The sequence below is a fragment of the Erythrobacter rubeus genome (genome assembly GCF_014705715.1).
Lineage (GTDB): Bacteria > Pseudomonadota > Alphaproteobacteria > Sphingomonadales > Sphingomonadaceae > Erythrobacter > Erythrobacter rubeus.
In genome coordinates this window covers 1,120,809-1,147,278 of the sequence record NZ_JACXLC010000001.1, presented here as the reverse complement: position 1 = coordinate 1,147,278, position 26,470 = coordinate 1,120,809, and the positions used below count along the sequence as shown (strand labels likewise).

The 26,470-nt window shown below is 62.1% G+C and carries 25 protein-coding genes and 1 tRNA gene; 17 read left to right on the top strand and 9 right to left on the bottom strand.

Features of this window, described 5'->3' with window-relative positions:
• Positions 1 to 90 precede the first annotated feature (90 nt).
• Both IB285_RS05640 and IB285_RS05635 read left to right on the top strand, forming a co-directional pair.
• Positions 91 to 1,005 carry a haloalkane dehalogenase gene (locus tag IB285_RS05640; RefSeq protein ID WP_190787253.1) on the top strand — a complete coding sequence of 305 codons (915 nt, stop codon included), beginning with the start codon at positions 91 to 93 and terminating at the stop codon, positions 1,003 to 1,005.
• Positions 1,002 to 2,228 (top strand): MFS transporter, encoded by a 1,227-nt coding sequence (locus tag IB285_RS05635; protein ID WP_199803334.1) that lies wholly within the window; start codon positions 1,002 to 1,004, stop codon positions 2,226 to 2,228. The genes IB285_RS05640 and IB285_RS05635 overlap by 4 nt, the downstream gene beginning before the upstream one ends.
• An 11-nt stretch (positions 2,229 to 2,239) precedes the next feature.
• Here IB285_RS05635 and IB285_RS05630 read toward each other — a convergent pair.
• The 4 genes from IB285_RS05630 to grxC all read right to left on the bottom strand — a co-directional run bounded on the left by IB285_RS05630 (position 2,240) and on the right by grxC (position 3,926).
• Positions 2,240 to 2,316, bottom strand: a tRNA-Arg gene (locus IB285_RS05630).
• Between the two features lie 34 nt (positions 2,317 to 2,350).
• Positions 2,351 to 2,827 carry a DUF1178 family protein gene (locus IB285_RS05625; protein WP_190787252.1) on the bottom strand — a complete coding sequence of 159 codons (477 nt, stop codon included), beginning with the start codon at positions 2,825 to 2,827 and terminating at the stop codon, positions 2,351 to 2,353.
• A gap of 8 nt (positions 2,828 to 2,835) precedes the next feature.
• On the bottom strand, positions 2,836 to 3,630 hold the full coding sequence (locus IB285_RS05620) for a carbon-nitrogen hydrolase family protein (RefSeq protein WP_199803435.1): 795 nt from the start codon (positions 3,628 to 3,630) through the stop codon (positions 2,836 to 2,838).
• 32 nt (positions 3,631 to 3,662) lie between these two features.
• The gene (gene grxC, locus IB285_RS05615; RefSeq protein WP_190787250.1) at positions 3,663 to 3,926 is read right to left on the bottom strand and encodes a glutaredoxin 3; all 264 of its coding nucleotides are present in this window, start codon (positions 3,924 to 3,926) and stop codon (positions 3,663 to 3,665) included.
• A 164-nt stretch (positions 3,927 to 4,090) separates the two neighbouring features.
• On the opposite strand from grxC, the gene IB285_RS05610 reads away from it, so the two are divergent.
• Positions 4,091 to 4,579 (top strand): Hsp20 family protein, encoded by a 489-nt coding sequence (locus IB285_RS05610; protein ID WP_190787249.1) that lies wholly within the window; start codon positions 4,091 to 4,093, stop codon positions 4,577 to 4,579.
• 448 nt (positions 4,580 to 5,027) lie between these two features.
• Here the strand turns inward: IB285_RS05610 and IB285_RS05605 are convergent, their stop codons facing one another.
• The 3 genes from IB285_RS05605 to tpiA form a co-directional block, all read right to left on the bottom strand.
• Positions 5,028 to 6,662 (bottom strand): CTP synthase, encoded by a 1,635-nt coding sequence (locus IB285_RS05605; protein ID WP_190787248.1) that lies wholly within the window; start codon positions 6,660 to 6,662, stop codon positions 5,028 to 5,030.
• A gap of 110 nt (positions 6,663 to 6,772) precedes the next feature.
• Positions 6,773 to 7,141 carry a preprotein translocase subunit SecG gene (secG, locus tag IB285_RS05600; protein ID WP_190787247.1) on the bottom strand — a complete coding sequence of 123 codons (369 nt, stop codon included), beginning with the start codon at positions 7,139 to 7,141 and terminating at the stop codon, positions 6,773 to 6,775.
• Between the two features lie 77 nt (positions 7,142 to 7,218).
• On the bottom strand, positions 7,219 to 7,992 hold the full coding sequence (tpiA, locus tag IB285_RS05595) for a triose-phosphate isomerase (protein ID WP_190787246.1): 774 nt from the start codon (positions 7,990 to 7,992) through the stop codon (positions 7,219 to 7,221).
• A 223-nt stretch (positions 7,993 to 8,215) separates the two neighbouring features.
• Here tpiA and IB285_RS05590 point away from each other — a divergent pair, with 223 nt between their 5' ends.
• The 11 genes from IB285_RS05590 (at position 8,216) to lexA (ending at position 19,745) form a co-directional block, all read left to right on the top strand.
• Positions 8,216 to 10,153: a peptidylprolyl isomerase gene (locus tag IB285_RS05590; RefSeq protein WP_190787245.1), complete on the top strand. Its 1,938-nt coding sequence runs from the start codon at positions 8,216 to 8,218 to the stop codon at positions 10,151 to 10,153.
• 129 nt (positions 10,154 to 10,282) lie between these two features.
• Entirely contained in the window at positions 10,283 to 11,716 is a 1,434-nt protein-coding gene (gene trpE / locus IB285_RS05585; protein ID WP_190789008.1) for an anthranilate synthase component I, read from the top strand.
• A gap of 19 nt (positions 11,717 to 11,735) precedes the next feature.
• Positions 11,736 to 12,842 (top strand): alpha/beta fold hydrolase, encoded by a 1,107-nt coding sequence (locus tag IB285_RS05580; protein WP_190787244.1) that lies wholly within the window; start codon positions 11,736 to 11,738, stop codon positions 12,840 to 12,842.
• Positions 12,839 to 13,678 (top strand): phosphodiester glycosidase family protein, encoded by an 840-nt coding sequence (locus IB285_RS05575; protein ID WP_190787243.1) that lies wholly within the window; start codon positions 12,839 to 12,841, stop codon positions 13,676 to 13,678. The genes IB285_RS05580 and IB285_RS05575 overlap by 4 nt, the downstream gene beginning before the upstream one ends.
• Positions 13,678 to 14,655, top strand: a complete 978-nt coding sequence (gene pip / locus IB285_RS05570) for a prolyl aminopeptidase (protein ID WP_234033075.1) — start codon at positions 13,678 to 13,680, stop codon at positions 14,653 to 14,655. Before IB285_RS05575 ends, pip begins: the two co-directional genes overlap by 1 nt.
• Positions 14,652 to 15,263 carry an anthranilate synthase component II gene (locus IB285_RS05565; protein ID WP_190787241.1) on the top strand — a complete coding sequence of 204 codons (612 nt, stop codon included), beginning with the start codon at positions 14,652 to 14,654 and terminating at the stop codon, positions 15,261 to 15,263. Before pip ends, IB285_RS05565 begins: the two co-directional genes overlap by 4 nt.
• A complete protein-coding gene (gene trpD, locus IB285_RS05560; RefSeq protein ID WP_190787240.1) occupies positions 15,260 to 16,252 on the top strand; it encodes an anthranilate phosphoribosyltransferase in 993 nt (330 codons plus the stop codon). The genes IB285_RS05565 and trpD overlap by 4 nt, the downstream gene beginning before the upstream one ends.
• Positions 16,253 to 16,257: 5 nt before the next feature.
• Positions 16,258 to 17,046, top strand: a complete 789-nt coding sequence (gene trpC, locus IB285_RS05555) for an indole-3-glycerol phosphate synthase TrpC (RefSeq protein WP_190789007.1) — start codon at positions 16,258 to 16,260, stop codon at positions 17,044 to 17,046.
• 151 nt (positions 17,047 to 17,197) lie between these two features.
• A complete protein-coding gene (gene moaC, locus IB285_RS05550) occupies positions 17,198 to 17,671 on the top strand; it encodes a cyclic pyranopterin monophosphate synthase MoaC (protein WP_190787239.1) in 474 nt (157 codons plus the stop codon).
• Complete coding sequence (locus IB285_RS05545) at positions 17,653 to 18,861, top strand: molybdopterin molybdotransferase MoeA (protein ID WP_234033074.1); 1,209 nt, start codon at positions 17,653 to 17,655, stop codon at positions 18,859 to 18,861. Before moaC ends, IB285_RS05545 begins: the two co-directional genes overlap by 19 nt.
• Before the next feature lie 194 nt (positions 18,862 to 19,055).
• Positions 19,056 to 19,745 carry a transcriptional repressor LexA gene (gene lexA, locus IB285_RS05540; protein ID WP_190787238.1) on the top strand — a complete coding sequence of 230 codons (690 nt, stop codon included), beginning with the start codon at positions 19,056 to 19,058 and terminating at the stop codon, positions 19,743 to 19,745.
• Positions 19,746 to 19,767: 22 nt separating this feature from the next.
• Here lexA and IB285_RS05535 read toward each other — a convergent pair whose 3' ends face one another.
• Complete coding sequence (locus IB285_RS05535; protein ID WP_328705853.1) at positions 19,768 to 21,897, bottom strand: ComEC/Rec2 family competence protein; 2,130 nt, start codon at positions 21,895 to 21,897, stop codon at positions 19,768 to 19,770.
• A gap of 149 nt (positions 21,898 to 22,046) precedes the next feature.
• On the opposite strand from IB285_RS05535, the gene gltX reads away from it, so the two are divergent.
• From gltX to IB285_RS05520, 3 genes are read left to right on the top strand one after another with little or no spacing between them, the layout of a single operon-like run.
• Positions 22,047 to 23,471: a glutamate--tRNA ligase gene (gene gltX, locus IB285_RS05530; protein ID WP_190787236.1), complete on the top strand. Its 1,425-nt coding sequence runs from the start codon at positions 22,047 to 22,049 to the stop codon at positions 23,469 to 23,471.
• A gap of 39 nt (positions 23,472 to 23,510) precedes the next feature.
• The gene (locus IB285_RS05525; protein WP_190787235.1) at positions 23,511 to 24,797 is read left to right on the top strand and encodes a citrate synthase; all 1,287 of its coding nucleotides are present in this window, start codon (positions 23,511 to 23,513) and stop codon (positions 24,795 to 24,797) included.
• A 21-nt stretch (positions 24,798 to 24,818) separates the two neighbouring features.
• Positions 24,819 to 25,028, top strand: a complete 210-nt coding sequence (locus tag IB285_RS05520; protein WP_190787234.1) for a hypothetical protein — start codon at positions 24,819 to 24,821, stop codon at positions 25,026 to 25,028.
• A 2-nt stretch (positions 25,029 to 25,030) separates the two neighbouring features.
• On the opposite strand, the gene IB285_RS05515 is transcribed toward IB285_RS05520, so the two are convergent.
• Positions 25,031 to 26,461 (bottom strand): sensor histidine kinase, encoded by a 1,431-nt coding sequence (locus IB285_RS05515; RefSeq protein ID WP_190787233.1) that lies wholly within the window; start codon positions 26,459 to 26,461, stop codon positions 25,031 to 25,033.
• Positions 26,462 to 26,470: the final 9 nt, after the last annotated feature.

Sequence of the window (26,470 nt, the reverse complement as noted above, 5' to 3'; positions counted from 1 at the left end):
TTTTCGTGGGCTAGAGAGCCCGCGCGCGAACAGGCGGTGGCCGATAGGTTTTTTCATGCTACTCAACTCTGCGAGAAGGAGATGAGAATCATGAAAGTCCTGTCCTACGACCCCGCCCGTTTCGCCGCAATCCCCGATTACGATTTCGCAGAGAACTGGATCGAGATCGATCTGGGTGACGGACATTCGGGCCGGATGCACTACATTGACGAGGGGCCGAAGGACGCGCCTCCGGTGCTGCTGTTCCATGGCGAGCCTAGCTGGAGCTTTCTCTATCGCAAGATGATCCCGGTGCTGCTGGATGCAGGATTTCGCTGCCTCGCGCCCGATCTGATCGGATTCGGCAAAAGCGACAAGCCGGACGATATCGGGTTCTACAGCTATGATCGCCACATCAGCTGGCTGAAGCAATGGCGTGAGGCTGTCGTGCCGCAGCCGGCCGCCTTGTTCTGCCAGGACTGGGGCGGCTTGCTCGGCCTGCGCATGGTGGGCGAAGAGCCGGAAAAGTTCACCTGCGTGGTCGCCAGCAACACCTTCCTGCCGACCGGCGGTACGCCCTCCCCGGCGTTTCTCGCGTGGCGGCAATTCGCCAAATCCTCGCCCGAATTCCAGATCGGAGAACTGCTCCAACGCGCCACCGCGACCGAACGATCGGCTGAAGAGGTGGCCGCCTACGATGCGCCTTTCCCCGATGAACCGAGCAAAGCGGGCGCGCGCGCTTTCCCCGCTCTCGTCCCGGTGGAAGACGGGATGGACGGCATCGAACAGAACAAGCGCGCATGGGAGGGGTTGGCTGGTTTCGACAAGCCGTTCCTGACCCTGTTCGGCGAGGATGACCCGGTCACAGGCGGCCTCGCACAGCCCCTTATTGACCGGATCGCTGGCGCGAAGGACATGCCGCACGCCATGCTCTCGACCTGCGGGCATTTCTGCCAGGAAGACCGGCCAAAGGAGCTGGCGCAGGGCGTGATCGATACGGCGAAAAAGGCCGGCTTCCTCGCTTGAGCGAAGCGGCGGCCACCACAGGGGCGGTCTATCTCAGCCGGGCGCAGGAATATGCGCTCGCGGTGACTGTCGCCGTGGTGACCGCCAACGCGTATTACATCCACCCCATTATTGGGGAGGTCGCGCGCGATTTTGGCGTCAGCGAGGCGTGCATCGGGATCGTGCCTGCGCTTAATCAGCTGGCCTTGGCGGTGGGGATTCTGCTGCTCTTGCCGTTGGGCGATCACTACTCGAACAAGCGGCTGTGCATCATCTTCGTCGCGATGCAGGCGCTTTTCATCCTGGGGATGGCGCTGGCGGAGGGCTTCGCGGCATTTACGCTTGCCTCGACCTTGCTCGGTTTCGTGACGATTGCGCCGTACCTCATCCCTGCTTTCGCGTCGAAACGGGTCGCGCCCGATCGGCTTGGCCAAGTGACCGCATTGCTGACCGCCGGCGTGATCTTCGGTATCCTCGTTGCGCGCGTTGGCGCAGGCGTAATCGCCGAGCAATTTGGCTGGCGGACCGTTTACTGGTGCGCCTTCGCGCTTATCGCGGGCGTGACGCTGTTTCTGCCTGTGACGATGCGTACTGAGGCGAGCCCTGGCAAGCAGCCGCAATCGAACTACACCGAGCTGATCCGGTCGGTTTTCACATTGGCCGCGCGGCACCGCGACATGATGATATCCGGCGTGATCCAGGGCCTGAATTTCGCGGCTTTCACAGCAACCTGGCTCGCACTGGCGCTGTATCTGACGAGCCCGGAACTGGGCTACGGCGTCGATACGGTGGGCTATCTTGCGGGCATTGCCGCGATCAGCATATTTTCGACGCCGCGACTGGGCCAGTGGGCCGACCGTGTGGGCGCGCGGCGAGCGCGCGTCATTTCGGCTGTGGTGCAGCTCATCGGCATTTCGCTGTTTTATCCGCTGGGCGCGAATGTGTGGACGCTGCTGGTCCCGCTCGTCATCGTCAATCTGGTGGGACCGACCATCGACGTGACAGGGCGCATGACTTTCCTCGCCCTGGAGCCGGAAATCCGCACGCGGCTGACCACGAGCTATATCGTGATGATGTTCATCGGCGGCGCCTTGGGAAGCATACTCGGCACATCGGTATACGATCTCGCAGGCTGGGCTGGCACCTGCTTGCTCTTGCTCGCGATTTCGGGATTGGTCGTCGCCCTATCAGTGATCGCGGAAAGGTCTTGGAACCAGTCGTGCACCCAAGCCGCATCGCAATAGCGAAAATCAAGTGGTGACCCCGGCGTGATTCGAACACGCGGCCCCCAGATTAGGAATCTGGTGCTCTATCCGGCTGAGCTACGGGGTCGCCAGTCTCGCCAATAGCATCGGCGCGTTTCAAATCAATTGAGTTTGTCGGGCGGCGCTACCGGGAATGGCAGCGGCGCAACCGGGACGCCTTCATCGAGCAGCGACTTTGCCTCTTCAAGCGTGGCCTGACCGTGGATCGGAGCCTCATCACGCTCGCCATAATGCATTTCGCGCGACTGTTCCGCGAACTTCTCACCGACGAAAGTGCTGTTTTTCAGAGCCTTCTCTTGCGCTTTGGCGAGCACCTGCATGGCTTTTTGGACCTCAGCCGGCATCGGCATATTGGAGACGGGAGCGGCCTCGCCCTGCACCGCAGAGAGCTGCTCCGCTGGACGCGCATTGCCCTTGGCCGGAACGGCGGGAGCCATCGGCGCCTTGCCGACACTTTCGCTACCGCATTCGGGGCACGTCACAAGGCCGCCCGCTTGCTGCTCCTCGAAATCGGAAGACGAGCCGAACCAGCCCTCAAAACGGTGGCCATGGTCACAGTGAAGGTCGTAAACTATCATGTTGACTTCTAGTTGGGTATTTCCCGCCTGTTGGCAAGGCTGGGCAATTGCCGCCGAACGTCTTCGATCCGGCCCAAATCCACATCGCAGAAAGCGAGGCCGGGCTCATCGCCGCCCATGTCGAGCAGAACTTCTCCCCAGGGATCCACGACAAGGCTGTGTCCGAAGGTCTGACGGCCATCCTCATGCGTGCCAACCTGCGCAGCAGCGATCACGAAAGCGCTCGCCTCGATCGCGCGGGCTCGCAGCATGGCATGCCAATGCGCCTCGCCTGTCGGTCTGGTGAAGGCGGCCGGGACTGCAATTGCATCGCACTTCGCGCGGCCCAGCGCCTCGAACAGAGCAGGAAACCTGAGGTCATAACATATAGTCAGCCCCAACCTGCCCAGCGGCGTCGAACTCTCCGTCACGACGGACCGGCCCGGCTCGTAAGCTGCGCTCTCTCGCCAGCTTTCGCCGGTCGCAAGCTCGACATCGAACATGTGAATCTTGTCGTAGGTGACCGGTTCACGCCCGTTGGCGAAGAAATAGTGCGAACGATTGACCCACTTCCCGTCTGGCAGGGCGAGCGGCATCGATCCTAAAGCCAGATCGGTTTGTCCGCGCGTCGCCAGCTCCGCGAGCCGCCGCTGAAATCCAGCATATGCTTCGCTGTTGATCGTCTGCGAGGCGCGCGGGCGATCGCGATCGAGCAGCAGGGACATTTCCGGCGTGAAAAGGACATCGGCCCCGCCCGTCTGCGCCTCGGCCATTGCGCTGTCGATTGCAGCAAAATTCGCCTCGGCATCGATGCCCGAAGTCATTTGCAATACTGCGATCTTGGGCACGTGTGTTCTTACCCGGCGAGCAAGGCGTCGAGCTTGCCCTCACGCTCAAGCGCGGCAAGATCGTCGGAGCCGCCGACGTGTGTATCGCCGATGAAAATCTGGGGCACTGTCATCGCGCCCGGCGCGCGTTCGCGCATTTCATCGCGCTTCGGCCCGCCCATGGTGATATCGTATTCATTGAACTCCACGCCCTTCGATGAAAGCAAGCGCTTGGCTCTCACGCAGTAGGGACAAGCAAACTTGCTGTAGATGTCGATTTTCGGTGTGCTCATCGCGCAGTTTTGACCTCTTGAAAGGTGTTTTCGCAAACCCAAATAGAACGTGTCGCGGCGTTTCGCCAGTCTTGGGAAACATCATCCGCGATAAACCCGCAGGCGCTGCGTGATGCAGGTCTGCACACATGTTCAGATTGCTCAAACAAGAGGATTTGCAGATTATGTCACGTCTTGATTTTACCCCATACCGCCGCAGCACCGTTGGCTTCGATCGTCTGTTCGATCTTCTCGAAAGCCAGGCGCGCACGAATTCGGGCGACAATTATCCGCCCTTCAACATCGCGCGTAGCGGAGATGACAATTACCGCATCACTCTGGCCGTCGCCGGCTTCCGCCCGCAGGACATCGACATCACGGCGCAGCAAAACCTGCTCGTCGTCCAGGGCAAGAAGCGCGACGACGTCGATAATGGCGGCGAACTGCTGCATGTCGGCATCGCAAACCGCGGTTTCGAACGCCGTTTCGAGCTAGCGGATTTCGTGCGCGTTGAAAGCGCCGATCTCGCAGATGGGCTGCTCACCATCGATCTCGTACGCGAAGTGCCCGACGCGATGAAGCCCAAGAAGATCGCCGTGAACGGCGCAGCCACTCTCACCGCCGTGCTGGACAGCTCCGACGAAGGCGATGACGAGGTAAAAGGCGCCGCCTGATCGGCACGAATCTGGCCTCGCCGGACAATAATATCGTTGTCTAAAAATATAGGGGCGGATCGCAATGATCCGCCCCCGCGACCGTTAGGCCGCCTCGTCACGATGCTCACCGTCCGGGTCGCAGAAGACGGTCAACTTCGGTCCGAGCTCAATCCCGTGGTGGCCGATCGATCCTGTGGCTGTTTCGCCCCCGAAACGATACTGCCCGCCCCTGATTTGGCAGTAAGACCAGGCAGAAAGCCTGTGTAATGGTTTTGTAATGACCCTTATGCGTGCAGGCGTAATGCGCAAACGCATCATGGCGCAAGCGTAAACTTACATGCTTGTAAGAACGCGACAGACGCCAATAACCCGCAGAAATCCGCCGGTTTTCTGGTTAATGCAAAAATTGCATTTCAAAACAGTGCGTTGCTCAAACGAGCCGTTGATATGCGGGAATAATCTGCGTTCAAACTAATCTTGAATGAGCAAGCGCCGCTTCGATAAACCCGGCGAAGAGCGGATGCGGATCGAATGGGCGCGATTTCAATTCCGGGTGGAATTGCACTCCGACGAACCAAGGATGGTCCGGACGCTCGACGATTTCCGGAAGCAGGCCATCGGGTGACATGCCGGAGAAGACCAGCCCCTGCTTTTCGAGCGGATCGATATATTTCGAATTGACTTCGTAGCGGTGGCGGTGACGTTCCGAAATCTCGGTCGAGCCGCCATAGATCTGGGCGACATGGCTGTTGGCGCTGAGGCTCGCATCGTACGCGCCGAGCCGCATCGTGCCGCCTAGGTCACCGCCTTCCTCGCGCTCCTCCAGCCCCTCTTCGCTCATCCATTCCGTGATGATGCCCACGACCGGCTCATTGGTTTCGCCGAACTCGGTCGAGGACGCATCACCGAACCCGGCCGACCTTGCGCCTTCGATACAGGCCATCTGCATGCCCAGGCAAATACCGAAGAAAGGCACCTTGCGTTCGCGAGCAAAGCGGACGCTGGCGATCTTTCCTTCGCTGCCGCGCTCACCGAACCCACCGGGAACGAGCACACCATGCAGCGGCTCAAGCTCGGCGATGATTTCGCTTTCGTCGCCTTCGAACAGTTCCGCGTCGATCCACTTGATGTTGACCTTTGTCCGATTGGCGAGGCCGCCATGGACGAGCGCTTCGTTGAGGCTCTTGTAAGCGTCGGGAAGACCTACGTATTTGCCTACAACGCCGATCGTTACTTCGCCTTCGGGATTGAAATATCTGTCGGTAACGTCGCTCCACGCGGAAAGATCGGGCGCTGGCGCATCGGTGATGCCGAACCCGCGCAGCACCTCTGCGTCCAGACCCTCTTCATGGTACTGGAGCGGGACCGAATAGATCGAGGGCGCATCCAGTGCCGGGATCACGGCTTCCTTGCGGACATTGCAGAAGTTCGCGATTTTCTGGCGCTCGCCTTCCGGGATCGGATGTTCGGCGCGGCACAGAAGCACGTCCGGCTTTATCCCGAGGCTCGCCAGCTCCCTGACAGAATGCTGCGTCGGCTTGGTCTTCAGCTCACCGGCGGCGGCGATATAGGGCACCAACGTCACATGCACGCTGAGCGTTTGAAGCGGATCGAGTTCGTTTCGAAGCTGCCGGATTGCTTCCATGAATGGCAGAGATTCGATGTCGCCGACCGTGCCGCCAATCTCGCACAGGATGAAATCGTGGTCGTCTTGGTCTGCGAGCGCGAATTCCTTGATCGCGTCGGTCACGTGCGGAATCACCTGGACGGTCGCGCCGAGATAGTCCCCGCGGCGTTCCTTCGCGATGATGTCGCGGTAGACGCGGCCCGAGGTGATGTTGTCGCTCTGACGCGCGGAAACGCCGGTGAACCGCTCATAGTGGCCGAGGTCGAGATCGGTCTCGGCCCCATCGTCGGTCACGTAGACTTCGCCGTGCTGATACGGGCTCATCGTGCCCGGATCGACATTGAGATAGGGATCGAATTTCCGAATGCGGACCTTGTAGCCACGCGCCTGAAGGAGGGCAGCAAGACTTGCCGCCATAAGACCTTTGCCGAGCGAGGAAACCACGCCGCCGGTGATAAAAATGTACCGCGCCATGGGAGCCGAGCCTTAAGCGTTGGATTGGATTCGGGGCAAGCAAATAACGGCGTGCAAATGCCGCCATCCACAGCAATCAGGCAGAACCGCCCTACTAATGTCAGGGTAATCTATTCCGCGAGAGGATCGTCTTGCGCGGGCGCCGGCTGATCGGTGGCGGGCGCCGTGTCGCCGCCGGTCGGTTCGCCAAGCAGATCGGGCGCTCCCGCGCCGCCGACATCGCGGTCAAGCGTAGAGCTGATCGCGCTGTTACTGGTCTCGTTCACTGCCACTGCTGCAAGCGCGATCGAGAGCGCTACGAACGAAACCGCAAGCCATTTCGTCGCCCGGGTAAGAAAGTCCGCCGCCCCGCGCGCGCCCAATGCACCGTTCGGGTTGCCGCCTATCCCCAAACCGCCCCCTTCGCTGCGCTGCATGAGGACGACGCCCACCAATGCGGCGGCCACGATGGCTTGAAGGACGGTGAGGAATAGGAACATGGAACTCGATCTCGATAAAGTGTGTGGCAGCTATTTAAGGCTCCGGCGAGCCAGCGGCAAGTGCAGGCGGCGGCGCCTTAAACCTCGGCGGTTTCTCCGGCAGCAAGAGCGATGCTCATGAAGCTGTCCGCGGTGAGGCTTGCCCCTCCGACCAGCGCGCCGCCTACTTCGGGCGTGCCGAGAATCTCGGAGGCGTTCTCCGGCTTCACCGAGCCGCCATAAAGGATACGGATTTCAGGGCCTTTTTCCGACCCATACATCTCGAAGAGCAGCGCCCGGATCGCGGCGTGCATTTGCGCGATATCGTCGATTGTGGCCGAATTGCCGGTGCCGATCGCCCAGATCGGTTCGTAAGCGATCGTGATGCGCTCATGCACATCTTCGAGGTCCTTGGCGCTGGCTGGGAGCGATGCCTTGAGCTGCTCGGTCACGAAATCTACGGCCTTGCCCGCTTCGCGCGTCTTTGCGCTTTCGCCGCAGCACAGGATCACGCGCAGGCCTGCTGCGAGGGCAGCTTCAGCCTTGGCGTTGATAAGCTTGTCGCTTTCGCCGTGATTCTCGCGGCGCTCGCTATGGCCCAGGATCACGAACTTCGCGCCCGCGTCGGCAACCATCCCGGCGGAGATATCCCCCGTGTGCGCACCGTCTTCCTCGTAGTGGCAGTCCTGCGCGCCGACGCCGATCTGTTCCGCCTCGCGATGAACCGGGTGGATGAGCGTATATGGCGGGGCGATGGCGACTTCGACCTTCATGTGCCGCTGCGCCGCACGGTCGATCGCGCGCGCCTCCGACAGCATGGCGCGCATGCCGTGCATTTTCCAGTTACCGACGATGTAAGGCCGCTGAGGCATTCAATTATCCTAAGAAATTTCGCTTCGGAGCGAATCCGAGGCCCCCATTTAGGGTCGAGGGGCCGCGTCCGCTACCCGAGTAAAGAGATACAGTCAAAACGTCTGCGAACCTGTTGCCGGGAGGTCGCATGGCCGATAAAGCGCTCTGCCAGACGTGCAAGTGCACACCAGATCATCCCGGTGCCCGAAAGCGCCGTGTAAAGTCGGGATTTGAAGACAACCCATGATTTCGTTCTTTCGCAATTTCTTCCAGTCGAAAATCGGCCTGCCGATCTTCATCGGCTTCCTGATACTTGTGGCGCTGGCATTTGCCGCCGCCGATATTACCGGAACGACCTTTGGCGGCGTCTCCGGCGGAGACCGGGTTGCAGTCGTTGGCGATGACCGGATCACGACATCCGAACTGGTGAGCACCTCCAATTCCGCCATCCAGAACATCCGGCGGGAAAACCCGACAATCACCATGCCGCAATTCGTCGAACAGGGTGGGCTCGACGAGGTCCTGAGCCAGTTGATCGATCGCTATGCCATCGGCGGTTATGCCGAGCGCAATGGCCTGCGCGCGGGCGATAACCTCGTGAACAGCGAAATCCTCCAGATTGCGGCGTTTCGCGGGGCAACGGGCGAATTCGACCAGCAGGTCTATCAGGCAGCACTGCGCAATCAGGGCCTGACCGATGCAGTCGTCCGCCGCGATCTTGCCGATGGCCTGCTCGCCCAGCAATTGCTGGTGCCTGCCCTTGCCGCTCCGCAAATGCCGGCGAAGGCTGCGAAGCAATATGCCGCCCTGCTGCTAGAGCGTCGGCGCGGCGGAATCGCCTTCATCCCGAGCTTTGCTTTCGCGCCCGAAGACGATCCCACCGACGAACAGCTTGAAACCTTCTACAGCGAGAACCGCTCGCGCTTCACGCTGCCTGAACGCCGCACGATCCGCTATGCGCAATTCGGCGCCGACGAACTCGATGTGGATGTTGCCCCGAGCGCTGAGGAAATCCGCAATTTCTATGAAGCGAACGCCGCACGTTACGCTGCCAGCGAGACGCGCGATGTGTCGTCCTTCCTGGTGCCCACGCAGGACGCGGCGCGATCACTAGTCGAGCGCATCCGCGGCGGCCTTTCGCTCGAAGCAGCCGCACGCGAGGCTGGCTTCAGCGTTTCCAGCGTAACCGGCCAGACGCAGGCTCAGCTTTCTTCTGCACTCAGCCCCGCAGTCGCCACAAATGTCTTCGCGGCGGCGGAAGGCCAAATCGCCGAGCCCGCGCAAAGCAGCCTGGGCTGGTATGTCGCGCGCGTGGATGACGTCACGCGCACAGAGGCTCGCACTCTCGCGCAGGCGACGCCCGAAATCACCGAAGAGATCACCGTCCAGAAACGTGCCGCGGCGCTCGCCGATCTGAGCGCACGGATCGAGGAAGAGGTCGATGGCGGAACCGCCCTTGTGGACGTCGCAGAAGCGTACGGTCTCGAAGTGCGCACGACCCCGCCCGTGCTCGCCGATGGCAGGCTCTTCGGACAGAACACCGGATCGCTGAATCCAGCGCTTATCCGCACGGTCGAAACCGCGTTCCAGATGGACGAAAGCGAACCGCAACTCGCCGAAGTCGTTCCCGGATCGCAATTCGTCATCTTCGACGTCGCCGAGATCATCGAGTCCGCCGCTCCCCCGCTTTCGGAGAACCGGGACCAGGTCGTAATCGCCTGGGGCTTTGCCGAAGGGGCCAAGGCGGCGAAGGAAACCGCCGACCGGGTGCTGGAGAAAGTGCGCGGAGACAGCTCGCTGAGCGCCGCCGTGTCCGAAGAGGATGCGCAGCTCCCGCCGATCGAACAGATCGATCTTGCGCGCCAGCAACTCTTCGCCCAGCGCGATCAGAACCCGCCTCCGCCGCTTGTTCTGATGTTCAGCATGGCCGAGGGGTCGAGCAAGATCTACGAAGCGCCTAACGATATCGGTTGGTACATCGTGACCCTCGATGAAATCGTCACCGAAGACCTGCCAGAGGACAGCCCCCTGCTGGCGCAAGCCCAGCAGCAGCTCGCGACTGCACTGGAAGACGAGTACGCAGACCAGCTGACCAAGGCGATCCGGACCGAACTCGGCGTCGAGCGCAACGATGATGCGATTGAAGCGGTTCGCAGGCAATTGGTTGGCGAAACCAACTAAGCGCGGCCGAACCATGCATTATCCCGCTCCAGCGTGACTTCCGCCCGCCCCAATTTCGCCTCGCTTGAAAATGGCGAGCGCGCTGCCGAGGCTTTGGCAGAGGGCAAGCCCGCGCTCGTGTGGCGGCGCATGATCGCCGACAGCGACACTCCGGTGGGTGCAGCCCGCCGCCTGATCGAGCCGGGACGCGGCGATTTCCTGCTGGAATCGGTCGAAGGGGGCGAGGTTCGCGGGCGCTACAGCCTGCTTGGGCTCGATCCCGATCTGGTGTTTCGCGGTAGCGAATCCGAAGCAGCGATCAACCGCGACTGGCGCAGCGACCGCAAAGCTTTCGAAACTTGCGAAGGCGACGCGCTGACCGAGCTTCGCGCGCTCGCCAGCGCATGCCGGATCGACGTCCCCGACGAGCTGCCTCCCGCGCTCGCCTGCCTGGTGGGCTACTTCGGATACGAGACGATTGGCCTCGTCGAAAAGCTGCCGCGTGCGGAAGCGAGCGAGCTTGCCCTGCCCGACATGCTGTTCGTGCGCCCGACCATCATACTGGTGTTCGACGGTCTCACCGACGAACTGTTTTGCATTGCCCCAATCTGGGAGGCCGCCGACCCAACAATGGCGATCTCACAGGCCAGCGAGCGGATCGATGAAACCATGCGCGCGCTCACCCGGCCCCGCCCGCCTGAGCCGCGCCTTCCCGATACGAGCGGCGATGCCGAGCTCGCGCCGGTCATGGAAGAGGCCGATTACAAGGCAATGGTGGCGCGGGCGAAGGACTACATCGTCGCAGGCGACATCTTTCAGGTGGTGCTTGCGCAGCGCTTCACCTGTCCGTTCGAATTGCCGCCGCTCGAGCTTTACAGGGCACTGCGCCGCGTCAATCCATCGCCGTTTCTTTATTTCCTCGACCTGCCCGGCTTCTCTATCGTCGGATCCAGCCCGGAAATTCTGGTGCGCGTGCGCGACGGCGAAGTGACGATCAGACCGATTGCAGGGACACGGCCTCGCGGCGCGAACCCAGGCGAAGATCGCGAGAACGAAAAAAGCCTGCTCGCCGATCCCAAGGAGCGCGCAGAGCACTTGATGCTGCTCGATCTGGGGCGCAATGATGTGGGCCGGGTTGCGGCACAGGGCAGCGTGGAGGTCACTGACAGCTTCACTATCGAACGCTACAGCCATGTGATGCACATCGTCAGCAATGTCATCGGCGCTTTGAGCGAGGAAAAGGACGCACTCGACGCGCTGTTTGCAGGCTTTCCGGCGGGTACGGTCTCGGGCGCTCCCAAGATACGCGCATGCGAGATCATAGCGGAGCTCGAACCCGAAACACGCGGTGCCTATGCCGGCGGCGTCGGCTATTTCGCGCCCGACGGATCGGTCGACAGCTGTATTGTCCTGCGCACAGCCGTGGTGAAGGACGGTACGATGCACGTACAGGCCGGAGCAGGCATCGTTGCCGACAGCGATCCGGATTACGAATATGCCGAGTGCCGGGCGAAGGCTGGCGCGCTGATCGCTGCAGCAAACGAGGCGGTTCGCGCTGCGCGCGAGCCGGGGTTCGGACAATGATCGGCAGGAGAGTAACACCATGACCGCTTCAATTCCATCACGCCTCGCCGCTGCACTTGCCGCACTCTGCGCGCTCATTGCCTTGCACTCGCAGGCCGCTGCGGAGGATTGGATCGCGCTCGCCGATGAGCACATGATCGAGCTGGAGGATTTTACCTTCGATACCGGTGAGACGCTCCCTTCGATCACCATGCATGCGCTGACGCTCGGCACACCCCGCCGGAATGAAGACGGCGAGATCGAGAATGCCGTCATGTTGCTGCACGGAACGGGCGGCCAGGCCAGCTCGCTTTTGCGCCCGCGTTTTGGCGATGCGATGTTCGGGCCCGGCCAACCGCTCGATATCTCGAGGTTCTACATCATCTCGCCGAGCAATCTCGGGCACGGCAAGAGCAGCAAGCCGAGCGATGGGCTGCGCGCCGCCTTTCCGCGCTATGATTACGACGACATGGTGCGCGCCCAGTACCGGATGCTGAACGAAGGGTTCGACGTCGAAGGTTTGGAGATGGTTCTCGGCACGTCGATGGGCTGCATGCACTCCTTCGTCTGGGGACCGACCTATCCCGGCTTCGTCGACAAGTACGTGGCACTCGCTTGCAACGCGGTCGAGATTGCCGGACGCAACCGGCTCATGCGGCAGATGGTGATTGATGGATATCGCAGCGACCCGGCCTATGATGGCGGCGATTATGCCGATCCGGCAGACCTGATCGTCGGCCAGGCAATCCGGCGCGATATCCTGCTGATGGCAGGCAGCAATCCGTACCGACAGGCAGCAGAATTGCCGACTCGCGCATCGGTCGAGCAGTATTATGCCGCGGCGCGCGATAGCTTTGCCGCGAACCCGGTCGATCCCAATGACACGATCTATCAGTTCGATGCCTCGCGGGATTACAATCCCGCAGCCCGGCTGCACGAGATCACTTCGCCGGTGCTGTGGATCAATTCCGCCGACGATTTTATCAATCCGCCGAGCCTCGGAAACCCCGCAGCGCTTGCCTCCACGATGCCCAATGCGCGGTTCGTGCTGATCCCGCCGAGTGCGGAAACCTATGGCCACGGCACTCACAGCCGTCCGAACTTGTGGATGGACGAACTCCAGCAATTTCTTGAAGCGAACCCATGAAACCAAGCCTCACTTTCATTCTCGCCGCCATGGTGCTTTCGGCTTGCACGGAGCAGCCGGAGGGTGATCCGATACTGCGCGCCGAGCTGGGCGAGGATGGCGCCGCGCAAGAGATCGTGCCAGTGCCGGAACCGGGGTTCGACACGCTTGAGCCGGAAGCCGAGCCAGTCTCCGCGTGCCGCTTGACCAGTTTTGAACAGGTTTCGCTCACGCATTGCATCGCAGATCCCGCGGAGCACCGCATCACCACCGCGCTTGCCCCGTCGAGCGGGGATGATGCGGGCCGGTTCGCCGGGTTTGCTCGCGATACCGAGACCGACACAGTGGAATTCGCCATGAATGGCGGGATGTACGGCGACGACCTGAAGGCGATCGGGTATTTCGTTCAAGACAGCGACCGGCTGTCCGAACTCAACCGTGCCGATGGCGAAGGCAATTTCCACATGAAGCCCAACGGCGTGTTCTTCGGCAGCGATGGCACGTGGCGGGTCCTCGATAGCGACACGTTCTTCCGCACGGTCGGGGATCGTCCGCAATTCGGCACCCAGTCGGGCCCGATGCTCGTGGTCGAAGGCGAACTGCACCCCGATTTCCAGGAAAACGGCCCCTCGCGTGCCATCCGCAACGGTGTCGGCGTCGATGCCGCAGGAAAGGCGCATTTCGTCATCTCCGAAGAGCCGATTAGCTTCGGGCAGTTCGCACGCTTTTTCCGCGATCGTCTGGAAACGCCGAATGCGCTCTATCTCGACGGGAACATCTCGTCGCTCTGGAACCCGGCAACCGGGCGCATGGATAGCGGGCGCGTCGGCCCATTGCTGGTCGTGGAGAAGAAGTGATGCCGGCGAGCAATATGCAGACCTACGAGCGCACGCTCTACCCGGAGATCGAGCCCTACGAAACCGGCATGCTCGATGTCGGCGAAGGACATTCGCTCTATTACGAGCGGTGCGGCACGCCCGGCGCGAAACCGGCGGTGTTCCTCCACGGCGGGCCGGGCGGCGGCATGGCTCCCTCGCATCGCCGCCAATGGGATCCTGAACTCTACGATGTCCTGCTGTTCGATCAGCGCGGCTGCGGCAAATCGACGCCTTTTGCCGAGATCGAGAACAACGACACCGGCCGGATCGTCGCCGATATCGAGCGCCTGCGCGAAATGTGCGGGCACGAGGCATGGCAGGTGTTCGGCGGAAGCTGGGGCGCGACGCTCGCGCTCGCTTACGCGCAGGCGCATCCCGATCGCACCACGGAACTGGTGCTGCGCGGTGTGTTCCTCGCCCGCCAGCGGGAGCGGAGCTGGCTGTACGGTTACGGCGCAAGCGAGATCATGGCCGAACGGTGGGATTCGTTCTCCGGCCATATCCCGGAAGGTGAGCGCGGCGATCTCGTCACTGCTTACTACAAGCGGCTGACCAGCGATGATGAGCCAACCCGCCTCGCAGCAGCGAAAGAGTGGTCACTTTGGGAAGGCAGCGTCGCCACCCTGCTTCCAAACGAGGCGTTGATGGACGAGTTCGCCGATCCTTCGAAAGCCGTCCCGTTCGCGCGGATATGCGCCAAGTTCTTCCTAGAGGATTTCTTCCTCGAGGAATCGCAATTGCTCAAGAATGCGGACCGATTGAAGGGCATCCCGGGTATCATCGTCCAGGGCCGCCACGACATCTGCACGCCGCCCGGAGCCGCGTGGGCGCTCAAGAAAGCATGGCCCGAAGTCGATCTGCGGATCGTGCACGATGCCGGGCACAGCGCCAGCGAGCCGGGTATCGTGGACGGTCTTGTCCGTGCGACCGATGAGCTCGCGGGGAAAACGGCATGATCCTCGTCATCGACAATTACGACAGCTTCACCTTCAACCTAGTCCATTACCTTATGGAGCTTGGCGCAGAGGTGCGGGTCGAGCGCAACGATGCGCTCAGCGCCAGCGAGGCTATCGCGACCAATGCCAGCGGATTTCTGATCTCGCCCGGTCCCTGCACCCCGAACGAAGCAGGCATCAGCATCGACCTGGTGGCCGCCTGCGCCGATGTGGGCAAACCGCTGCTCGGCGTGTGTCTGGGCCATCAATCGATCGGGCAGCACTTTGGCGGCCAAGTCGTTCGAGGCGGGTTGATGCACGGCAAGACCTCGCCGGTTACGCACGATGGCACCGGCGTCTTCGCAGGACTACCCTCGCCCTTCACCGCGACCCGCTATCACAGCCTGGAGGTGGTCGGCGTGCCCGATGCGCTCATCGCGAATGCCCATGCCGAGACACCGGGCTTAGACGAGACAAGTGTCATGGGCTTTCGCCACGAAGAATTGCCGATCCATGGCGTGCAGTTCCACCCGGAAAGCATCGCGACCGAGCACGGTCATGCGCTGCTGGCGAATTTCATGAAAACCTGCGGGATCGAAGCCCGCCTTCCCGAAAGGCTCGCCTCATGAGCGCGCTGCCCGACATATCGACCCCGCTTAGCGAAACCGATGCGGAAACCGCTTTCGGTGCCCTGCTCGACGGCGTGCCGAGCGAAGAGGAAATCGAGCAATTCCTGGTCGCCCTGTCCGAACGTGGTGAAACCTCGGACGAGATTGCCGGCGCCGCCCGCGCCCTGCGCGCCCGCTTGCTTCCGATCGAAGCACCCGAGGATGCGATCGACGTCTGCGGCACCGGCGGCGACGGGCATCATACGCTCAACGTTTCGACCGCTGTCAGCCTCGTCGTTGCAGCCTGCGGCGTGCCGGTCGCAAAACATGGCAATCGCGCCGCTTCGTCCAAGGCGGGTGCCGCCGATACGCTTGAGGCACTCGGCCTCGATATGGATGCGGCCGGCCGGACCGCGGAAAAAACGCTCGCGGAAATCGGCATCTGCTTCCTCTTCGCAAAGAACCACCACCCGGCGATGGGGCGTATCCAACCGATCCGCAAAAGGATCGGCAAACGCACCATTTTCAACCTTATGGGGCCGCTCTCCAACCCGGCAGGCGTTAAGAGCCAGCTGATCGGGATTGCGCGCCCTGCCTATGTCCCGATCTATGCAGGGGCGATGGCGAAGCTTGGAACGGGCAGGTCGCTGATCGTGTCGGGCGACGAGGGACTGGACGAATTGTCGCTGGCCGGCGGCAATGAAGTCGCGCTCGTCACAGGCAATGCTTTCGAGATGCACCGCCTTCATCCGTTCGACGCCGATATCCAGATTTCGCCGATCGAAGCCATTCGCGGGGATGATGCGAAGCACAACGCAGCCGCGCTCAAGGCGCTGTTGATGGGCGCTCCGGGCCCATACCGCGATGCAGTCACCTTCAATGCCGCAGGCGCGCTTGCCGTAGCCGGTCGGGGTGAAGAATGGCCGGAGCGCGTGGGGATCGCAGCCGAGGCAATCGATTCCGGCGCCGCGCTCAAAGTGCTTGAAAACTGGATCGAACTGGCCAGCTGATGGCGATGAACAAGCTTGAGGAAATCTGCGCGGCCAAGCGCGAGATCGTCGCCGCGCGAAAATCCGTCATATCGCGCGCGCAGATGGAGGAGACCGCCCGTACCCAGACGCGACCGCGCGGTTTCGAAGCGGCGCTGCGCCGAACAGCCGAGACTGGCTTTGCGCTGATTGCGGAGATCAAAAAGGCGAGTCCGTCCAAGGGCTTGATCCGCGAAGATTTCAAACCGGCTGAACATGCGCGCGACTACGAAAAAGGCGGCGCAGCATGTCTCTCCGTGCTGACCGACGCGCCGTATTTTCTGGGGCACGAAGATTTCCTGATTGCCGCCCGCGCTGCCTGCTCGCTTCCGGTCCTGCGCAAGGACTTCATGGTCGATCCATGGCAATGCCTCGAAGCGCGCACTCTGGGAGCCGACGCGATCCTGATCATCGTCGCAGCGCTGGGCGATAGCGAAATGGCCGAGATCGAAGCGGCGGCGCGCGAGTATGGCATGGATGTGCTGGTCGAGGTTCATGACGAGGCCGAGTTGGAGCGAGCGGGCAAAGCGCTGAAATCGCGCCTGATCGGTATCAACAACCGCGATCTGAAGACTTTCACGACATCCTTGGCCACGACCGAGCGCCTCGCTCCGCTGGCACCCGCAGGCGCTTTGCTGGTCGGGGAAAGCGGTATTTCGCAGCATTCCGATCTGGAGCGCCTCGCGCAGTCAGGCGTGCGCACATTCCTCGTGGGTGAAAGCCTGATGCGCGCAGACGATGTGGCCGGTGCTACAAGGGCTCTGATCGAGGGTTGAACCCACGTTGATCGTCGCCCCTGTCCTACTCCGGCGGATCGTGGCATGAATGCGCTATGACAGCACGATCGACGCCCGATAGGCCGCAAAGATTTTCGCTCCCAGGACCGTGTAACATGCGGTCCATGTCTCCCAGTAGCGCGGGGCAAAGATGAGCGATCTCACCCATCTCGACGCAAGCGGCGCAGCACGCATGGTCGATGTTGGCGGGAAAGCCGAAACGCACCGGGTCGCGGTCGCATCGGGCCGGATCGCCATGTCGAAGCAGGCGCTCGAAGCCATCCGTGCCGGAGATGCTCCCAAGGGCGATGTGCTGGGCACCGCGCGGATCGCGGGGATCATGGCGGCCAAGCGCACGGGCGAGCTGATCCCGCTGTGCCACCCGTTGGGGCTGGAGGCGGTCACCATCGACTTCGCGTTCGAGGACAGCGCCATCGCCGTCACCGCCAGCGCATCGCTTACGGGCAAGACTGGCGTAGAGATGGAGGCCATGGTGGCCGTGTCTACCGCGCTGCTCACGATCTACGACATGGCCAAGGCCATCGATAAAGGCATGGTAATCGAGAACGTACGCCCGATCGAGAAGCGCGGGGGCAAATCGGGGATATGGAAGGCCCCGGCCTGATGGCGGCGATGCTGACGCTGGAGGAGGCGCAGGAGCGGCTGCTGGCGCTGGCGCCGCTCGGCACAGTTGAGCAGGTCGCAGTCGATGAAATCCCTCCTTGGCGCTATCTCGCTGGCGATCGGCAGGCCCTTCGCACGCAGCCTCCCGCGAATCTGTCCGCCATGGATGGCTATGCGATCTGCGGCGCTGGCCCTTGGCGCAAGGTTGGCGAAAGCCGCGCTGGCACACCCTTCGCCGGCACGCTGGAGCCCGGTCAATGCACGCGTATCTCGACCGGAGCGCACATGCCGCGCGGCGCGGACCGGGTGCTGATCCAGGAGAATGCCGCGCTCGATGGCGATCACGTGCGGCTCGCGGATGGCGAAGCGCTGCCGGAACCGCAGCGCCATGTACGGCCGCGCGGCTTCGACTTTACGGAAGGCGGCATTGTGCTGGCTTCGGGTGTGCGTCTGGGTCCAGCGCAATTGGCGCTCGCTCTCGCTTCGGGTCATGGCCGCCTCTCCGTGCGGCGACCGCCCCGGATCGCGGTGCTCGACAGCGGAGACGAGCTGGCGCGCGACCCCGCCGAATGCGGACCCGACCTGATACCCGCGAGCAATGGCGCGATGATCTCAGCCATGCTCCGCCCGCTGGTTGGCGAGGTCACGCGGCTCGGGCCAGTTCCGGACGATGAAGCCGCACTCGCGCAGGCTCTCGCGAAGGCCGAGGATTGCGACATCCTCATCACGTCGGGTGGAGCCTCCGTGGGCGATCACGACCTCATACAGCATGCACTCACGGAATGGGGCGCGGACCTTGCGTTCTGGAAGGTCGCAATTAAGCCGGGCAAGCCCTTGATGGTGGCGACGCGCGGCGAGCAGGTGATCGTCGGCCTGCCCGGCAACCCAGTTTCGAGCTTCGTCACCTGTTTCCTGTTCGCGTTGCCGCTGGTCCGTGCCGCCTTGGGAGCAGCCGATCCGCTGCCATTGCCGCAGCACGTGCCTGCGGGCGAAGACTTGCCCGAAGTCGGCTTGCGGCGAGAGTTCCTGCGCGGCGTCAGCGACGGCAAGACAGTGCGCAGAGCATCATCGCAGGATTCGAGTGCGCTGCTGGCGCTCGCATCGGCAAACTGCCTGATTGATCGCGGCGCTTACAGCGCTGCGACATCGAAGGGTGATAAGGTACCGGTATACTACCTCCAGAATGGCTGAATTCCGGGGTGCAGGTCCTCCCCCTGTTCTTGACAGGACGAATCAGGTTGCCTATTCGTTCTTCATTCGTTCACCATAAAGGCGGGCGGAGAGTGTTCGCAACGCACCTCTCTCACGGTGCCTCTGGGAATGCGCAAGTCTGGCACTGCGGGCGGTGAAACGCCTCGGAAATGTGCGTATCAGGGAGTGACCCCATGCTGACTGCAAAGCAGCACGAATTGATCCAGTTCATCCAGAAACGTCTGGACGAAACCGGGATATCGCCAAGTTTCGAAGAAATGAAGGAAGCCCTCGACCTGAAGAGCAAGTCCGGCGTTCACCGCCTGATTTCGGCTCTTGAGGAACGCGGTTTCATCCGCCGTCTGCCCAATCGGGCGCGCGCGCTCGAAGTGATCAAGCAACCCGAAGATGCAACGCCCACTCCGCGGGCGACGGTCGCGGCTAACGATGCGGTGGCCTCGGCATCCGCTGTGATGAGCAAAGCCCCAGAGCCGGCCAACGATGTCATCGAAATTCCGCTTCACGGCAGGATCGCGGCCGGCGCACCAATCGAAGCGCTCGAAGGGCAGAACTCGCTACCCGTGCCTGCGGCCCTCCTGGGTCCGGGAGAGCATTATGCGCTCGAGGTGTCCGGGGACTCGATGATCGAGGCCGGGATCTTCGATGGCGACTTCGCGCTCGTCCGCCGCACTGACAGCGCCCGCGACGGCGAGATCGTCGTGGCACTTGTTCGCGGCGAGGAAGCGACGCTCAAATATCTCCACAAGGACGGCGGCAGCGTGCGCCTCGATCCCGCCAACGCGGCATACGATCCCCAGGTCTACGGTCCGGGGGAGGTGCAGGTTCAGGGCAAACTTGCCGGACTGCTGCGCCGCTACCACTGATCCGTACGCGCGGGTGGCGGCTTTACGGCTGCTCCCCGCGCCACCAGCCATGTTCGCCCTGCCCTTCGGCAACGGTCGCAATGCGTTCGTTTTTGAGGTCGATCGCCAATCCACCGGTTTGCACGAGCAAACGGCGATCGGCCTTCAGCCAGCGCGGTTTGCACGATCGCGGTAGGAAGCGGTCCGCGATGACAATATCGGAGCGCTCACATGCGGCAGCGAGAGCACGCTCTTCCACCAGGTCTCTGTTGCGCGCCATCAGCAAGCTCCAATCGCGTCCACCGCGAGCAATCGTGATGACGCAGAACTGGTCCGAGCACTCTGCACCGGGCCAATCGGGCAATGCAATCGGATCGCTGGTCACGCTCGCCAGTTCGAGCAGGTTGTCGCGCGAATAGGAAGAACGACTGTCGCGCAAGGAGAGCAGCTGCCGCTCGCCGCGCGGACCTTCGATCGTGATCCCCACATGACGCCCTTCGCGTCCGACCAGAATGTCAGGAATGGGAGTCCCGATCAGCATGACCGAAGCGACCGCTGCTGGCACCAGACCCCATAACCGCGCGCTCCCATTCCAGAGCGCGAGCCACAATGCTCCGATCACGAACAAACCGATGGTAAGCCTGTCCATCTGCGGCATCAGTTTCACCGCCCCGGGCTGCGACGCCGTCATATGCGCCAGCCCAAGCAGCGCATCGAGGGAGTGCTGCACCAGCCACCAGGCTGGTGCGCCCGCGTCGACGGTATCGAGGAAAAGCGCCAAAGCGATCAGCGGCATCGAGACGAAGGTGACGAGGGGAATGGCGATGACATTCGCAAACGCTCCGTAAAGTCCCGCCCGGTGGAAGTGAAACAGGACGATCGGCATGAGCGCGATCTCGATAACCAGCCCTGTCACGAAGAGCATGGTTACACGCCTTCCCATCTGTTTGACCCAAGGCTCCTCACGCGGGGCAAGAAATGCCTTTGCAGGCGATGAGGAGTGGAGCGCAACGATCGCGAGGACCGCCGAAAAACTCATCTGAAAGCTTGGGCCGACTACGCTTTCAGGCCACAGCAGCATCACGAACGCTGCAGCCGTGGCCACCATGCGCAGCGACAAGGCGTCCCGCCCCATCGCCAGCGCTATGAGCACCAGCATCGCCGCGGCACAGCTGCGGACTGTTGGCACCTCTGCCCCGGTGAGCAGGGTATAGCCGATCCCCGCAAGCGCACCGACGGCAGCTGCGGCCACCGGCAGTCGAATCCGCAGCGCAATCGGCGGCACCAGCGCGAGCAATTTCAGCGCCAGTAGATAAGCAGCCGCGATCACCGCGCTCACGTGCAATCCGCTTATGGAAAGAAGGTGGGTCAAACCCGCATCGCGCATCGCATCTTCATCCGCCTCGGCAATGGCTCCGCGGTCTCCGCTGGCGAAGGCCGCCGCGATGGTTCCTGCCGATCCGCTCACCCGCTCTCGTACATGCGCAGACAATCCGCGCTGGATCGCCGCGATCCCCGTCGCAGGCGGCGCCGCTTCGATGATGTCGATACCGCCCACAACGCTGCCGGTGGCGGCGAGCCCCTTGAACCAGGCCGCGCGGGCGAAGTCGTACGCTCCGGGGAGCATGGGGCTGGCAGGCGGCATCAACCGCACACGTGCGCGAACAACAGCGCCTTCGGTCAGTCCGTCCCCGTCCTCGCCAGCAAGACCCGGCGTATCGGACGGCACATTGACCCTGATTTTGCGAGCGGTTCCGGTCTCGGCGTCGCGAACCGCCAGCGTCAGCCTGATGCGGTCACGCGAGGGCTGATCTTCGCGCTCTAGTACATAGCCCTGGACGCGCTCAACCACAGGACGATTGATCGGTTCGGCTCCAACCGTTTCCGAGCGCAACCAGATGACGGCGATGCCCGCTGCGAACACGAGACTGCTCGCGACCAAAGCGCTACGCAGGTGCCCGCGATCATCATCGCCTCGCCATGCCGCCAATGCGCCGAGCGCGATCAGCACCCCGCAGCCCATTGCGCCCATCCACTGCCATGGCGATGCCAGCGCGAACCACGTTAGGATGCCGCCGGCAAAAACGACCGCGAGCCATGGTGCGCGGTCGAACCCGGCATCTGCAAGAAAGCGTTCGGCAAAATCGGCAATTCTGCGCGGGGTGCTGGACAAGGAAGCGGCCCTTTGCCAAGGGCGCTGCATTGCAACATCATCGGCGACCGGGCCGCTCGCAGCACCGTCGCCCAAAGGCACTAACGGCGCATCGCGCATCGTGCTCCCCCTCGTTCCCGATGGGTGAATTGAAAAGGAATTTGAACGACATGGCAAGCAAAAGCGAAAGCGGCGGCAGCGCGGTAGTCACGCGTTTTGCGCCCTCGCCGACCGGCTTTCTCCATATTGGCGGTGCGCGCACCGCACTGTTCAACTGGCTCTATGCGCGTCACCACGGGGGCCGTGCACTGCTCAGGATCGAAGATACCGACAAGAAACGCTCCACGCAGGAGGCTATCGACGCCATCCTGGACGGGCTCGACTGGCTCGGTCTCGAATACGATGACCCGCCGATCTTCCAGTCCGACCGCGCCGAACGCCACGCGGAGGTTGCACACAAGCTGCTCGACGCTGGACACGCCTATAAATGCTTCGCCACGCCCGAGGAACTCGAAGCAATGCGCGCCGAACAGCGCGCCAACAAGCAGCCCATGCGCTATGACGGACGCTGGCGCGACCGCGATCCGTCAGAGGCTCCTGCGGGTGCATCCTTCACCGTCAGGCTCAAGACGCCGCAGGATGGTCAGACCACCATTCATGATGAGGTTCAAGGCCAAGTCTCGGTCCGCAACGAGGAAATCGACGATTACATCATCCTGCGCGCCGATGGCACGCCGACCTACATGCTGGCGGCAGTGGTCGACGATCACGACATGGGCGTGACCCATGTCATTCGCGGGGACGATCACCTCAACAACGCCTTTCGCCAGCTGCCGATCTACCGCGCGATGGACCAGATCGAAGGCGATTGGCCGGATCCGACCTATGCGCACATTCCGCTTATCCATGGGTCCGATGGAGCCAAATTGTCCAAGCGTCACGGCGCGCTTGGCGTGGATGCTTATCGTGACGAGATGGGCGTGCTGTCTGACGCTCTCTTCAACTATCTGCTGCGCCTTGGCTGGGGCCACGGCGACCGCGAGGAGATCACCCGCGCAGAAGCCATCGAACTGTTCGACCTATCCGGCGTCGGCAAAAGCCCATCACGCTTCGATATCAAGAAGCTGGAAAACCTGAACGGGCACTACATTCGCGAAGCCGATGATGCGATGCTGGCAGAGCTGGTTGCGGCGCAGATCGACGGCGAAGTGGACACAGCGCTTTTGGCGAAGGCGATGCCGGTCCTGAAAACGCGTGCAAAGAGCACCCACGAACTCGCTGAAGGTGCTGCGTTTCTGGTCGCAAAACGCCCTCTAGCGATGACTGAGAAAGCAGCCAAACTGCTGGATGACGAAAGCCGCGCGCGTTTGTCGGTAATTTCGGAGGCCCTGGCCCGCGAAAATGACTGGACAAGCGAGGCTCTCGAAGCCACTACCAAATCGCTCGCCGAGGAACTGGAATTGGGACTTGGCAAGCTTGCGCAGCCAATGCGCGCTGCGCTTACCGGGACGACAACCTCGCCCGGAATTTTCGACGTTCTGGTCCTACTCGGACGGGAAGAAGCCCTCGCCCGGCTCGACGCACAAGCTGCGTGAGCGGACTGGCAGGGCAGGAATAGAGCAGGAGACACAATCTTGGCAGATCAAAACGCCAAACTCGATATCGGCGGCGAGACCCACGAATTTCCCGTGCTCCAAGGCAGCACCGGTCCCGATGTGGTCGACATTCGCAAATTGTACGGCCAGACAGGCAAGTTCACGTTCGATCCCGGTTACAAATCGACCGCCAGCTGCGAAAGCGCGCTGACCTATATCGATGGCAACGAAGGCGTTCTCCTCCACCGCGGATATCCGATCGGGCAGCTGGCCGAACATTCGAGCTTCATGGAGGTTTCGTATCTTTTGCTGAATGGCGAATTGCCAAGCCGCGACGAGCTTGACGATTTCACCTACACGATCACGCGCCACACGATGCTGCACGATCAGCTGCGGCAGTTCTACCAGGGCTTCCGCCGCGATGCGCACCCGATGGCTATCATGTGCGGCGTCGTCGGCGCGCTGTCCGCGTTCTATCACGACAGCACCGACATCTCGGACCCGGAGCATCGCAAGATCAGTTCCCATCGTCTGATCGCCAAGATGCCGACGATTGCGGCTGCGGCGTACAAATACTCGGTCGGGCAGCCGATGATGCAGCCCGACAACTCGCTGAGCTACACCGGCAACTTCCTACGCATGACCTTCGGCGTTCCGGCGGAGCCATATGAAGTCGTTCCCGAGGTTGAGCGCGCGATGGATCGGATTTTCATCCTTCACGCCGATCATGAACAGAACGCATCGACATCGACCGTCCGCCTCGCCGGTTCGTCTGGCGCAAACCCGTTTGCCTGTATCGCAGCCGGCATTGCCTGTCTGTGGGGCCCGGCGCATGGCGGCGCGAACGAAGCGGCGCTCAACATGCTCCGCGAAATCGGCACGCCGGACAAGATCCCGCACTATATCGAGCGCGCCAAGGACAAGAACGATCCGTTCCGCCTTATGGGCTTCGGCCACCGCGTTTACAAGAACTACGATCCGCGCGCGACCGTCATGCAGAAGACGGTTCGTGAGGTGTTCGATGCGCTGAAGGTGAAGGATCCGGTCTTCGAAACAGCCCTTGCACTCGAAGAAATCGCGCTGAACGACGATTACTTCAAGGAAAAGAAACTGTTCCCGAATGTGGATTTCTACTCCGGGATCATCCTGTCGGCGATCGGTTTCCCGACCACCATGTTCACCGCCCTGTTCGCTCTCGCCCGTACGGTGGGCTGGGTCGCGCAATGGAACGAGATGATTTCCGATCCAGGCCAGGTCATCGGCCGTCCGCGCCAGCTCTATACCGGACCGACCGAGCGGGACTACGTCCAGCTCAGCGACCGGTAAGACCCAGATCAGAGCAAAATCATGGGGCGGTCCCTGATCCGGCTTGCGCTGCAGGCCATCGGGGCCGCCCTTATCGCATCCAGCGTCCTGTGGGCATTGCAAGGGCTCGGCATCGTGCTTTGGCCTGCAGACAGTTTCATGCTTTCGAAGCGCGAATGGGCGCTCTATGGCGCCATCGCGTCCGCAATAGGGGGCTTGTTCCTGATGATTGCTTTCAGAGTGCGGCGCTGAGTTCAGCTTGATTGCTGAAGCGAGGGCAGGCGCAGTGTGAACACGGCGCCGGTGCTCATGCCCTCTGGCGATGAGGCTTCGACGCTGAGATCGCCCCCCATGACCACCGCAAGCCGCCGCGAGATATAAAGTCCAAGGCCAGACCCCGTGTCCTTGCCGCCATCGCTGTCGCGTCCGAGGCGTTCGAACTTCTCGAAAATCTTGGCTCTCTGCTCGGGTGAAATGCCCGGCCCCTGATCGGCCACGGACACTGCGACCATTCCATCATCTTCATCGATGCGCGTCTCGACGGTCACGGTGCTGCCTTCGGGCGAGTACGCAATTGCGTTGCCGATAAGGTTGATGAGCACCTGAAGCACGCGCCGGAACTCCGCATTCGCCACCGCGCGCTCATCTGCGCTTTTGCCCTGTTCGGGCAATTCGAGCGTGATCGAACGCGATTGTGCCCGCACGCCGAGGATCCCCCCTGCCCTGCGCGCAGCATCGGCCAGATCGACCTTTTCCTTGGCGGTGGAAAAGCCCGCGCTCTCGACGACTTCCAGATCTGCGAGGTCGTCGAGCATTCCAGAGAGATGCTGACCGGCCATCGCGATGTTTCCGGCATATTCGCTGTATTCTGACCGAAGCGGGCCTGCGAGCTTGGCCTGAATGGTTTCCGCATTCGCAACGATGCGCGCAATCGGTTGACGCAGGACCGGCGTGAGTGCTCCCCCGATCAGCCGTGTATAGGGGCTGTTGCCGTCTTCTCCATCACCACCGAACTCATTGATGAGCGGCTCGTCTGCGATGAACAGGAGCTCGAACCCTCTCGGGTCCTCCTTACGCGGGCCTATGGGCAGCAATCGCGCGCGCCACGAGCGAAGCGAGCCGGGGATCTTGCAGTGCGCTCCGTCGAGCAGTCGCCAGTGCAGCGGCTGCTGATGCGCAACCCCTGAAAGCGAGACATATTCCGTCCAGACTTTGCCTGGTCCCGCCTTCACCGCTTCGTGAAATTCATCGGCATCCGGCACAAGCGCTGTCAGCAGCTGCAGTTTCTGAGTGCTGTCGAGGCGCGCAGTGATCTCGGCAGAGGCACGGTCGATGATATCGAGCCGTTCGGCGAGATCGTGCGTAGAGCTGATATCGCCCGCGCTTCTCTGCCAGTTATCAACGAGGAGCTCGCAGCCACCACCCGCATCGTCTTCCAGAGGAACGATCCGCGCAAAGCCGCTGACAACATCTGTGCCATCGAAAGCGCTGAATTCCCGCGCGATCTTGAGGCCCATCTGTCTCGCCTGCCCGACGAGATCCAGCAATTCGGGAATGGCCAAAGGACCCGGGATTACGCCGCCGCAACTCTCCTGCAGTTCCGCCAGCGCTTCGTCCGCGCTGAGCAGCCGATCGCGCTCGTCGGTTATGCCGCGCGCAGCGAGAGTGGCTTCCGGGGGTTCCATGACGAGCCT